Below are 12,947 nucleotides of genomic sequence, written 5' to 3'. Positions count from 1 at the left end.
TCGCGTTTTTTCCGAATTGGTCGGCAACGCGACCGAAGGCAATGTGACGTTCTGTCGCTGCCTTTCGCCGTCGGTCGTTGAATCACTGGCCGGACACAGCGAGTTCGCACCAGCGGGATGGGATGTGCGAGCAGTCGTGGATGAGATCGACGACCAGCGAGGTCTCATCAGGTCGGATCAGGCGGTTGAAATACGCGAGGACAAGGGCAAAGCGGTTTTGCTATTGATTGATGTGTTGCGGGCTGGCGCGGGCATGGACGGGATTTACAGCGCTTCGCGCGAGTTGACCGAGGAGATGATCTTTCATCAAACTAAACTTCTCACGCGGCGCGAAATCGGTCGCGAGCTTTACGACAAGGCGGAACAGGCCATCAAGCAAGTTCGCTATATCGGTGAACGAAAGTCGCTGTCAAAGTGGCAGCAAATTCAATTCTTGGCCTCGCTGTGTGCGAATCCAAATGATTTTGGTAGATCGATTTCATTGCTTGGCCTGTGGCCTATTCAAGGCGATGCAGATTCCATTAAAGACGGCGACCTGCAAGTTTCCGCGCGAATCGTAGATCGGCTTTTTCTTGGGTCGGGCAACGCTCGCACGCCCGCCGAGCGAGTGGAATCGCTGCTACTGAAGGACGAGACGCCGGCGCAGGAAGTCGCATTGCAGCAGGTTATCCGTGAAGCGTCGCGGCGACCGTTAGCTGAGGTGATCGGCGAAGTCGTTTCCAATGCGACGTTGTGGCTTGGCGAGATTGAGCCTGAGTTTCTGAGCCAACAGTTGCGGAAAGTGAAAATCCGCACATGGCGGAGCAAACAGGGGAAAATCGGCAAGTGGTCTGGGTTGGTCGATGGTACGCCACCAGAGTTTCTGCTTTCCAATGACAAAGTATCGAAACTGGAGGTGCGTTTTGAGACGGAGCCGGAACAGTTGCCCAAAGGCAGCGTCGAATACCGAGTGAGCGTTGTTTCAGGCGAGGACGAACTGGCGTATCGAGATGTTTCGCACGCAGTTCGTAAGGGAGCTCAATACCAATCCGTAAAATTGACGACCGAGGACTTTGAAGGAATCGCAGAGGACTCTCAGTTTGAAGCACGCGTCGTCGTATCCGTCATCGGCAGCGCAGACGAAGAGATCGAAGACGAATCGGAAGAGTTCCTGATTCGTTTTGGTGAAGCGACGACCGAAACGACATCCAACACGACGAAGTTTGAACGCTGCATGATGGAAGGCGCGGTCAACATCTCCGATGGAGAACAATTCGACGCCGACGTGGTAAATTCCGACTGCTTCGTAATCGACACTGCCAAGGACTTTGTTGCGTTTCGAGCGACATCCTCGAAAAAGAGTTTCAAGGTGCAACGTCCGTCACTGATTGAAGTGATTGAGCGAATGCAGGCTGAGCAAACCAGTCTGGGACGCTGGTCGGTTCAAGTTCGCGGGGACGGGCAACGAGTTTCTGTGCCGCAGTTTCACACGTTCGATGCGGGTGAGGTCTCCGAATCCGACTGGGAGCGAACGATCAAAGCATCGTCGAACTTGCAAAAAGATCTAGCCGATCGTGGCGGGTTCTGGGGCAGCGTGTACGGTGGAAATTTCAAGAAGGCGGACGAATATGTCAATGCTTGGCTGGCGATCTTCGATCAAGCTCCTCCGCAGGCCGCACTGACTGATACCGTTGAGGTTCAGTCGCTGTCCGGTAAAACAATCGGCTTGATCGTACTGCCCAGCCATCCGCTTCGCGTTGCTTGGCACGTTGGCTACGACCAACTGATGCGACATTTGCGGTTCGACGTTGGCATGGCACCGACGCGAGTCAGGGAAGCAGTCGCGAATTTGCAAGCCGCCCATTTTCCGTCGATTTTGCCGGGCTTAAAGGAAGGGGAAAACTTCGTGTACGCCGATACGCTCGCGTTCTTTGCGACGGCAATGGTTAGCGACCAAGACCCAGAACCGAAGTCGGCGGTCGCGATGTTAATGCGATCACTCGGACTGAATGAACACGATCCCGATGTCAGCTCAATGGGGATCCAAGTGAGTAGCTCGTTGGCGAAGGAAATCTCTCGCTATATCCAGTTCCATAACTTGGGTGAATCGTCAGGCGGAGCCGTTCTTCTTCACGCATTGAGACCGGGCGACGGATGTACGGTAGCCCGCGCGTTGGGCACTGCAATGAAGTCAACCGTGCAAGGTGACGATGAGGTTTCTCCGGTTCGGTTCAACTTGGAAATGTTTCCAGCACAAAAAAACTCGGATATCACCGGCAGTTTTCTCGTTGACCTCGTCGAGCGGCATCGAACTGGAGCTTCAGGCATCGCCGACGGGGACCGTTGGATGTTGGAGAGCCAATCGAACAAAGGGGGAGTCACGTTACCGCGTTTGCGTTGGGCGAAGAAGAACACAAAAGTACCGTCGTCCTCGGCCCACATGGCGATTGCATTTGACAGCTTCGACACCAGCGTCCATTTCGTCCCGCTTGACACCTTGCCCAGTTCCGCTCCGCTGCATGTCTACGGGTTGATTGCGAACACTCAACGGTCGTTCACGTTCCAACCGACTGCAGAATGGCTGAGCTGGTTGCCGCCTGATTCGGATGGAGAAAAGCACCCGGCTGGGCGAGCGATGACCGATCGCCTGACAAAACTGAACAAAGCCGTGATGCAGAGTGTTTGTCGGTTCGCGGGTCAGGGTGATGATGTTTGGCCGGTGCTGCGAACGCAGTTGTCTGCCGATCAGCAGGAAATGCTTCGAGTCGTCCATCATCTTTCTGACTGGGTAATTACGGTTGATCGAAATGCGGGCATCGAGTTCTTTGACGCGCCGCACGACGAACCAACGATCTACGAGACATATGTCATCGACTGCGTGCCCGAACGCGACGACTTGGGCAGTCTACAGATGATTACTTCGACAACGCGTACTGACGAAATTCGTGAGTTACTTGACGAAATGCTAGAGCGAATGAGTTTGAGCGCGAGTCGGAGGAATTGTGAATTTCTGGTTCGGCATTTGAAAGCACTTAGCGGGCGGCTCGCCATGCGTCTGACCAGTCTAGGCAGCACAAGCAGTGAACTGGTGGCATTGGCGCTCGTCCATTCGCATTGCGAAAACGCTACCGATGACAGTCTTTCTTGGATGAACCTTGGACGCGGGTTCTTCGTGCCCGTGGACGACATTCCTGATCTCGCTCCCAAGGAAAAGGGGGCCGCATCAATGACGGCACCGGATGCCGCTCCGAAGGTTCGATCCGATTTGATTTACGTCTCGCTTCCTTCTCGGGGTGGACTGACTTTCACATTTGTGGAAGTGAAGTATCGCCGCAACCTGCGTGCGGCCCGTTCGCCAGATTTGACGTTGCAAATCGAGGAACAAACTCAGGTGCACCGGGACGCGTGGGTTGCTTGGTATTTTGATGGGAAAGCCGCGGAGCCTTTGCTGGCGATTCGTCGCAGCCGTTTGGTTCGCGCTCTGCGGTTCTATCTTGAGAAGGCTTACCGCCATTATTTGGACGAAACTCAATACGACCGATTCCGTCAACAGCTCGACCGCATGATGACGGACGGAGCCAACTACAAATTTACGGAATCGGCGATTCCTAACCGAGGTTACATTTTCTGCCCCGAGTTCGTGAATGCTGATCCCGTAACAATTTCCGAATCAGGATCGCCGACAAAGATCGTTCTGTTCGGTGCGACTACCATGCCCGATCTTGCAGTTGGCGTCGAGCGAACCCTATCACCAACGGAACCTAATCCCCCAAAATCGAAGGAACCCACTCGGTCGAAGTCGGTTGAGGTTGAAAAGGCACGCGATGAAGCGACGAATTCGTCCGAGAGTTCAGCGCCGCAGATTTCGGGGAATTCCGCTTCAAAAGGTGCGAAGGCGAGTGAGGGCAACTCCGCGACGCTGGACAAGCCAATGGAAGATTGTGATGAATCGAAAAATGCCCCAGCCTTGATTCGATTCGGATTGGAAAATTCCAGCGACGAGCCAGTGCATTGGTCAGTCGCCAGTTCCGCGAATCCGCACCTGATGATTGTTGGTTTTCCCGGCATGGGGAAGACGGAAGCGGTGATGAACATTTGTCAGCAGTTGATGGCTAACTCGATCACGCCAATCGTTTTCTCGTACCATCCCGACATCGACGAGCGACTATCGGAGAAGCTGGCTGGCGTTCAGTTGCTCGATCACGAGCAACTCGGTTTCAACCCGATGCATTTGGACACAGTGACTCGGACATCACACGTTGACAGTGCGGGAATGCTACGGGACGTATTCTCTGCGATGTTCCCAGACCTCGGTGACATTCAGCTGGAGAGTTTACGAAGCGCGATCCGAGAGTCCTACGTCCGCCATGGCTGGGGCGGTGACACTGAATCACCAACGATTCCGGAGTTCCGCGACTTCTACAACATCTTGAAGCGTGAACCGAAACCAGAAAAGAACTTACTCGCTCGATTAGACGAACTCGACGACTATCAAATATTTAGCAACTCTGGTGAAGTCCGCAGTTTGCTAGAAAGCGATACGCCATTGGTTCTGCAAATCCATGCCACGCAGAACGAACTTGTGCAGCGAGCGGTCGCAATGCTCGCACTCTACAACGTCTACAAAGAGATGTTCCGGCGTGGTGTTCAAGATCGAATCACGCACGCGGTGATCTTCGACGAAGCCCACCGTGCCAGCAAGATGAAGCTACTGCCAAAGCTCGCCGCCGAGTGCAGGAAATTTGGTATCTCGCTGATTCTTGCGTCACAATCAGCGAAAGACTTTGATACCGCGTTGTATTCCAATGTCGCCAGCTATCTCCTCCTCCGCATGACTGACCAAGACGCTAATATCTTGGCAAAGAACATCACAACGTCCGATCAAGCTAAACGTGCCGCAGATCGTATGAAACAACTTGAAAAATACAATGCGCTCTTCTTTCGGGAAGGTTTCCGTAACCCCACGCACGTAAAACTTGATCCACCTTCCTAAGCTTCATTTTGACGGAAATTTGTCAAACCAGTTTGGTGCAACCAAGAACAGCGGGCCTTTAGGGTGGGTACGGATACGATTGGTTTTGGTTGTTTGCCATGCAACAAAAGCTTCTTCGATGGCTGGTGATTGCTCCAGTGTTGTGAGCCGCATGTTGAGTTGGCGTTGGAGGTGGGTTTGGGCAAGGTTGCCGTCGAATTTAGGTTCACTTTCATCGAGTGACGTGTAAAGCGACATCGACATCAGTGGAGTCTGCGACGTACGGCTTGAGTTGGTTGGAGTCAACGCATTGATGTAGGCGCAATACTTTGATGGTGCGAACAGCCCCGAACGAGAGTCGTAGACGAAGTACTTGATCGTTCGCCTACCCCAGAGAGATTGACCGTGTGTTGTGGTTAGTTCTTCGTTGAATCGCTGCGTGTTGCAAAAGACTTCGAACAGGTCGCCTGCGTAGTGAAGTTGGTAGCCTTCCGTGATGGTAAGCGGATCTGCAACTAGGAGTGCGCGTTTGAGTTCGGATGCGGTGTCAAGCGAGTGGGTTGCGAGTTCGATTGCGGAAAGATGGTTGAGGCGTTTGATCTCGGCTGGGTCGAGCGTGGGGAAGAGCACTGTTTGAAATGCACTCATACCGATTCGCCGCATCAGTAGGATCGTGTTTGCGGCGAGGTTACGTCGACCGCGTGTTACGTGAGGACTGACCATCGCAACGAATGAGTCGGTGGCGGACTGCGGCTGAAAAAGGTGTGAGGTTGCGAACTTGACGTGGTTAGCTACGGGATCGGCGCGGCTGACCTCAAATTCGATCCAGATTCTTCGCGAGCCGTCGTCTCGCGTTAGCAACACATCGGCGCGGGCGGAGTAGCCAAGAACGCGTTGCCAGTGGGCGTCGAGCACGTCAATCTCGTGCATGCAGCTCCAGCCTGCTGGACAGGATTCGGCAAATCGATCTTGCAGAAATCGGGTGAGTGTCCCCACAGTGCTTTGCTTTCGTTTTTGTTTTCGGGAACGCGTAGTTTGAACGGCACGCCACTTGTTGGAACGACAACGAAAACTTACCGAGTTGAGGGAATTGGCTTAGGATGCACCAAGGAAGCACTTCGTACGGTGCCATTGTATGTTTTTGGTAGTCGGCCACAATGTTTGATCGCGAGGCAAATTCAGACGGTTGCCAACCAGTGATCGTAGCGAGTCTTGCGTTGGACAGGCTTCATCAAAGGCGTCTCGGGCTACGAGCACGCGGTAGTCGTCGTCGATGCTCCAGAGGCCGAGGTCGAAGAGCCAGTGGGCGTTTTTACAGAGCGCGATTCCGTTTTGCGGATCGTCGTTACGGGAACGGGCGAATTGGTGGATGTGGGCCGCGTCGACTATCGAATGACCGGTGATCGTGGTGACCCGATACCCCGTCAAGGCGCATGTGTGGCAATAGGCCGCGACGACATCGACGCGGAAACGCGCCGAACGTCCCTCGGCTCGCGCCTCTTTGTCCGCCTGGATCGCAAGATCGTCCAACGCAGTTGAATCTTCCGGTGGCGTGATTCCGGCAAGTTCGTAGATCGCGATTTGCTCGGCGTGTTCGAAGTAATTTGAGATCAATGTGTATCCGGCCGCCTGCCTAAACTCCGCCGACTTGAGGGCCTCAAAGAAGGGATCGGCCAGCCTGATCGAGGCAGTGGATTCGCGGTGCCCCGACGCCGTGCCATCCGCCTTGTGTGTCGTCCAGAGCTTGGACGACGCCGTGTGGTAAAATGGCAAACGAACATCCGGCGGTTGTGAGCGTCGATGGGCGACGATCGACCAATAAACGGAAAAGCGAAAGGCAAGGTCAGGTGTAAGCGTTAACACACGATCCGACAGCACGCCCGACTTTGCCAGTTCAAGCAGGACCAACAGCAACAGCGGTTTATGGGGTGCAACGCCCTTGGATCGGTCGACTCGCAGTTTCGCGAGCTTCTTAATGAGTTTGTCGTATTCGTTGGCCAATGTTGCGTTGCACTCCAGATGGGGTTCAAGAGGGGCCTGATTCTACGCTCTTCAAACTCCAACCACAGCGGGGGGACCGGAACGTGATTTGCAAAATCGGGCCTGATGTTCACCCTGGCGAGTTTCGAGACTGCATCTGCCAACTGCTTACTCCGAAGGGGTGTGAACTCGCCGATTCCCATAAGTAGTTGGTAGCGGGGGAGTGACCGCCCAAAACGCGAATGCGCCGTTATTCACACCTCGTCGCCGTTGGCGAACCGGAGGTCGTTACCGATCCGGGAGAGGTGGCCGTGAATGTCGAAAGCGTGCTGTCGATAATCCTCCGCCCGGTCGAATGCGACGCGCGAGCGCCGACGGGGGCATTGAGGATTCCATGCGAGAAACCTTTCGACGCGCAATCGCGGTTGGTTTTCCGGGGCCTTCGACAGACCGCGTGATGCGACTGGTGAGTCGCGTGCCCAATTCGGAGCGGGATTTCAAGCGGAGAGCTTGCTTGCCTCGCCGAGGCGGGGACGCGGCGCGATGATTTTGGGGGTCATCGCGCTGCGTGGGTGCCATCGCCGCTTGTGGCGGCTAGCCTTCGAAGCGTTCGCGTCCGTCGTCTTCGATCTGCGAGAAGTTGCTTTTGACAACTTGCCGCACCTTCCGCTCGCGGACCTCTTGTTGCAACCGAGCGATCGCTTCGGCGACGGGCATGGCCCCCAGATCGCCATCGATGCGGTCGCGGAGGGCGACGTGCCCGGCTTCGGCTTCCTGCGGTCCCACGACGGCCATGTACGGGACCAGTTCCAGTTGAGCGTCGCGGATCTTCGCTTGGACTTTGCTGTTCTTCAGATCGACAGTTGTCTTCAGACCGGCTTCTTCCATCTGCTTGGCAACGGCAATGGCATAGTCGGTCGACTTTTCGCTGAGCGGCAGGATCCGGACTTGTTCGGGAGCCAACCACAACGGGAACGCTCCAGCAAAGTGCTCGATCAACATCCCAACAAAACGTTCCAACGAACCAAACGGCGCCCGGTGGATCATCACCGGCCGGTGGGCGGCGTTGTCGGCCCCCACATACTCCAACTTAAACCGCTCGGGCAGGTTGTAGTCCAATTGAACCGTTCCCAATTGCCACGATCGACCGATGCAATCGCGGACCATGAAGTCGGCTTTGGGACCGTAGAAGGCCGCTTCGCCAGGCTGTTCGCCGAACGAAAGCCCCGAATCTTGAAGCACTCCGCGGAGCGCCGATTCGGCGCGGTCCCAGTTCTCTTGCGAGCCGACGTATTTGTCGCTGTTGGGATCACGCAGCGATAATTGAACCTGGTAATCATCCAGGCCAACGCTCTCGAGCACAAACTTGGTCAGTTCGATCGTCGCACGGAACTCCTCTTCCACTTGGTCCCCGGTGCAGAAGATGTGCGCATCGTCTTGGGTCAATCCGCGAACGCGCAACATGCCGTTAAGTTCGCCGGTTTGTTCGTGACGGTAGACGGTTCCGAATTCGAACAGCCGCAACGGCAGCTGACGGTAGCTACGCGGTTGGGCTTTGAAGATGTGCGCGTGATGCGGACAATTCATCGGTTTGACTAGATAGCGTTCGTTCGCGGTTTGCCAGCCGTGAATCCAGCTCTTCTTGTCGTCGGCCGATGCCGAAGGTTTGTAGCCATCGAAGTTGACACCCAGGACTTCGGCCGCGGCGATCAATTTGTCTTCATCGTCTTTGGAAATCGAACCGGATTCCAAACGCTGGGTCATCGCGTCCAACAGGCTGCCCGCTTCGGAAGCGTACAGTGGCGGGAACTGGGAATCGCGGTAATAGGGGAAGTGGCCGCTGGTTTCGTACAGTTCGACGCGTCCCAAATGCGGGCTGTAGACCGGATCGTAGCCGCGTCCCAACAATTCCTTGCGCAGGAAGTCTTCCAACGTCACCCGCACGCGGGCTCCCTTGGGCAACCACAGACAAAGCCCCGACCCCACCTCGGGATTCAGGGCGAAGAGGCCATGTTTCTTGCCCAACACACGATGATCGCGTCGGCGTGCTTCTTCCAATTGCTCAAGGTAAGCGGCCAGTTCCTTCTTGTCGAAGAACGCGGTTCCGTAGAGGCGCTGGAGCTGGCGTCCCGACGAATCCCCTTTCCAGTACGCTCCGGCGACGTTCAGCAATTTAATTGCTTTGATCTTGCCAGCGTTGGGGATGTGGGGACCGCGACAGAGGTCGACAAATTCGCCTTGGCGGTAGAAGCTGACCGATTCCTCGGCGCTCAGGCCGGTCTCGATATGTTCGACTTTGAGGTCTTGATTCAGGTCGCGGCACAGATCGACCGCTTCGTCGCGAGAGAGCATGAACCGTTCAAACGGCTCGCCCTGTTTGATGATCGCCTTCATCTCTTTTTCGATTGCGGCAAAATCATCTTCGCTGATCTTGTGTTCGAGATCGAAGTCGTAATAGAAGCCGCCCGAAGTGGTCGGGCCGAAGGCGAGCGAAACGCCTTTGTACAATCGCATCACGGCGCGGGCCATGATGTGGGCGCAGGAGTGGCGGAGGACATCCAACGCGGTACGGTCGCGGCTGGTCAGCAGGGTCAGTGGAATTTCCGCTTCGTCGGACAATTCGCTCAATGGGCGAAAGGCATCGACCACCTTGCCGTTGATTTCGGCGGCGACGACGGCGCGTGCCAGTCCGTCGCTGATCCCCTTGGCGACATCCAATGCCGTGGTGTTTTCGGGATGCTCTTGAACAGTTCCATCGGGCAGTTTGACACAAATATTTGCCACAACGCTTTCCTCCGCGCAGTTTCCCTAGATCGAATGACGCCGAAACAAAGGGCGTCGCTATCGGTAAAGTGTCCAGAACCGGCCGACCACGTCAAGCGACGTAGCCAAATCTTAGGAATCGGACGATCCCGACCAAGGGGAATGATGGTTTTTCGTTAGGAAAGTTCGCGCACCACGCGTTTTTTGTAGTCGCTGGGAAGCCCCGGACGCCGACGGGCCGAGGCGGGGAATTCGCAACGGACCGCCTGCTTCCACAGCCGTCAAGCGAGAGCAAACCGCGATTACAGGGCACTACTGCTTTTGATGACTGGCAACAACAACGCCATCACGACAAACAGGACAACGCCGGCCAAAACCAGCAGCATCACCGGTTCGAGCAGCCGGACAAACAGATCCAAGCGGCGGAAGGTCCGTTTTTCCAATCCGTCGGCGATCTGAATCAACACGTTGTCCAGCGTATTGGATTCTTCGGCGACGCGGATCATTTCGGTGACGGTGGCAGGAAAGTGGCCGCTGGCAGCCAGTGGCGACGACAGCGTTTCGCCCGATTGAACACTTTCGGCCGCATCGGCCACGGCGATTCCCAGCACCCGGTTTCCCGCCGCGGCGCGGCTGATCTCCAGCGAGCGCAGGATCGGCACGCCATTGGTCAACAGGGTCCCCAGGACGCGGCAAAACCTTGCCACCGCGAGGCTCAACAGGATCCCACCCACGATCGGCAGTTTGATCTTGATTCGATCGGCCAGCAGTTGGCCCGGTTCGGTCGCCAGTTGCACTTTCAAAAAGAAGACTCCCGCAACGACCGCTGCCAGAAGAAAGAGGCCGTAGGACTGCAGCAGTTCGCTGAAGGCCAACAGCGTCGTGGTCGCCAACGGCAGTTGCCCCTTGGCTTCCAAGCGGGCAAACAGCTCGCCAAATTTGGGCACAAAGAAGACCAACAGGATCGTCACGACGACCGTGCCGACGACGGACAAGAAGATGGGGTAGGCCAACGCGCTGACGGTGCGTCCTTTGAGGTCTTCCTGCAGTTCGGTGAATTCGCCAACGCGGTCGAGGGCATCTTCCAGGAAGCCGCCTTCCATGCCGGCGCGGACCATGTTGATCCCCATCGAGCTGAAGACGCGCGGGTAACGGGCCAGCGCTTCCCCCAACGGTTCGCCATCTTCGACGCGGCTCTTAATATCCTGCAGGACTTCCTTGAGCGTTTTGTTGGAAGCTTGTTCGGACAACAGGGTTAGCGAGCGGATCATCGGCACGCCGCTGCGCAACAAGGAGCCCAGTTGCGCGTAGAAGATCGCCATCGTCTGACCGTTGACGCGGCCGTTGCCTCCCAACAACTGCATCGCCGATTGTTCTTTGACCTCTTTGACTTCGACAGGAAACAAATTCCTGCCCGCCAATTGCGCGGAGACCTCGCGTTCGGAACCGGCCGTCAACGTTCCGGTTACGCGTTGGCCATCGGTCGACCGCGCGGTGTAAGCAAATTCAGCCATAGGTTCGGTTACTTGATTTGATCGCTTTTGGTCACTCGAAGAACTTCATCAACGCTCGTGTTGCCAGCGATCGTCTTCTCCCACGCGTCGTGTCGCAACGAGTGCATGCCGTCGGCAAGCGCCGCCCGTTTGATCTCCCAGGAACTGACCCGGTCGTGCGCCAATTGACGCACCTGTTCGGTCGTGACCATCAGTTCGTAGATACCCATCCGGCCCATGTAGCCGACGTTGCGGCATTCGCGACAGCCGACGGGGCGATAGAGGGCTTTGTCGTCCAATTTTTCCCAGGGGAAGTCGGCGGGCATGTCGTCTTTTTCGGGATCGAATGGTTCTTTGCAATGCGGGCACAGCCGACGCAACAGCCGTTGAGCCATGACGGCTTCGACGGTACTGGCGACCAGAAACGGTTCGACTCCCATATCGACCATCCGCGTGTAAGCGCCGGCGGCGTCGTTGGTGTGCAGCGTGCTAAAGACCAAGTGGCCGGTCAACGACGCCTGGATCGCATTTTCGGCGGTCTCGAAATCGCGAATTTCACCGACCAACACCACGTCGGGGTCATGCCGGAGGATCGAACGCAGCGAGGCGGCGAAGGTGAGTCCGATCTTGGGATGGACCTGGATCTGGTTGATTCCATCCAACTGATACTCGACGGGATCTTCGGTGGTGATGATCTTGTTGTCGGGGCTGTTGATCTCCAGCAGGCTGCTGTAGAGCGTCGTCGTTTTACCACTACCGGTCGGACCGGTGACCAGGATGATGCCGTGCGGCAACCGGATCAGTTTGCGGAATTGTTCGTACGTGTGAGCGCTCATCCCCAAACCTTGGAGATCGAAGACCATCGATCCCTTGTCGAGGATACGCATCACCAGCCCCTCGCCGTGGATCATCGGGATCACACTCAAACGGACATCGATCTCACGGCGTTGGACACGCAGCTTGATCCGGCCGTCCTGGGGGAGTCGTTTTTCGGCGATATTCAATCGAGCCATGATCTTCAAACGGCTGATGATTGCCGCTTGGAAGCGATTGATCTCCGGCGGCACTGGCTGGGGATGCAGGATGCCGTCGATCCGATAACGGATCTTGATGCCAGAGGATTGCGATTCAATGTGCACGTCGCTGGCCCGTGACTCGATCGCTTCGACAAGGATTTCGTTAACGAGTCGCACGACCGACGCTTCTTGCGCTTGTTCCGAAAGCTCGCTGCCATCGGTCTCGATGTCTTCGAGCAATTCGACGCCATCGGCATCCTCTTTCGCCGCCAACAAACCGTCGACGGTCTCGCTGCCCACGCCCAGATGCTTCTTGATCAGCCGAAGGATCTCGTTGTGTTCGGCAACCACCGGGATCACGCTCTTGCCCGTCGCCGCGCTGACTTCGTCCAACGGGTACAAATCCAGCGGGTCGGATGTGGCCACGATCAACGATCCGTCACGTTGTCCCAACGGGAACAATGTCTGACGGTGGATCAGTTTTTGCGAAAAACCTTGCAACGCGTCGAGATCGACATCGACCTCGCGTAGATCGACAAAATCGAGTCCGACCTCTTCAGCCAGCACTTGCAGCGCGGCGCGTTCGTCGACATATCCCAGCTGGACGGCCGATGAGATCACATTCGGCGCATCGCTGGCACGACTGTGCCGCAATTGGGCTTCGTCCAATAAGCCGCGTCGGACCAAAATTTCTCCAGCTTCCATAATCATGATTACTACCCTGTCGCCTCGGGGCCGTTTCGC

6 protein-coding genes are annotated in these 12,947 nt (G+C 56.1%); 1 reads left to right on the top strand and 5 read right to left on the bottom strand.

All coding sequences use genetic code 11. The annotated features are described in order from the left end of the window. Positions 1-16: 16 nt before the first annotated feature. Positions 17-4,972, top strand: a complete 4,956-nt coding sequence (locus tag Poly24_RS12215) for an ATP-binding protein (protein ID WP_145095303.1) — start codon at positions 17-19, stop codon at positions 4,970-4,972. Between the two features lie 3 nt (positions 4,973-4,975). Here Poly24_RS12215 and Poly24_RS12210 read toward each other — a convergent pair whose 3' ends face one another. From Poly24_RS12210 to Poly24_RS12190, 5 genes are all read right to left on the bottom strand, one after another. After that, on the bottom strand, positions 4,976-5,881 hold the full coding sequence (locus Poly24_RS12210; protein ID WP_145095299.1) for a hypothetical protein: 906 nt from the start codon (positions 5,879-5,881) through the stop codon (positions 4,976-4,978). Positions 5,882-6,046: 165 nt separating this feature from the next. Next, on the bottom strand, positions 6,047-6,952 hold the full coding sequence (locus Poly24_RS12205; RefSeq protein ID WP_197452523.1) for an HNH endonuclease: 906 nt from the start codon (positions 6,950-6,952) through the stop codon (positions 6,047-6,049). A gap of 573 nt (positions 6,953-7,525) precedes the next feature. Next, complete coding sequence (thrS, locus tag Poly24_RS12200; RefSeq protein WP_145095293.1) at positions 7,526-9,715, bottom strand: threonine--tRNA ligase; 2,190 nt, start codon at positions 9,713-9,715, stop codon at positions 7,526-7,528. 281 nt (positions 9,716-9,996) lie between these two features. Next, positions 9,997-11,208 carry a type II secretion system F family protein gene (locus Poly24_RS12195; protein WP_145095290.1) on the bottom strand — a complete coding sequence of 404 codons (1,212 nt, stop codon included), beginning with the start codon at positions 11,206-11,208 and terminating at the stop codon, positions 9,997-9,999. 8 nt (positions 11,209-11,216) lie between these two features. Then, complete coding sequence (locus tag Poly24_RS12190) at positions 11,217-12,914, bottom strand: GspE/PulE family protein (RefSeq protein ID WP_145095287.1); 1,698 nt, start codon at positions 12,912-12,914, stop codon at positions 11,217-11,219. Positions 12,915-12,947 lie beyond the last annotated feature (33 nt).

It is taken from the genome of Rosistilla carotiformis, from assembly GCF_007753095.1.
GTDB lineage: Bacteria > Planctomycetota > Planctomycetia > Pirellulales > Pirellulaceae > Rosistilla > Rosistilla carotiformis.
This window is presented reverse-complemented; position numbering and strand designations above follow the sequence as displayed.

Coding starts and splice junctions, on each gene's coding strand:
- Poly24_RS12210 (WP_145095299.1), bottom strand. CDS start 5,881: ATGCACGAGATTGACGTGCTCGACGCCCACTGGCAACGCGTTCTTGGC.
- Poly24_RS12195 (WP_145095290.1), bottom strand. CDS start 11,208: ATGGCTGAATTTGCTTACACCGCGCGGTCGACCGATGGCCAACGCGTA.
- Poly24_RS12190 (WP_145095287.1), bottom strand. CDS start 12,914: ATGATTATGGAAGCTGGAGAAATTTTGGTCCGACGCGGCTTATTGGAC.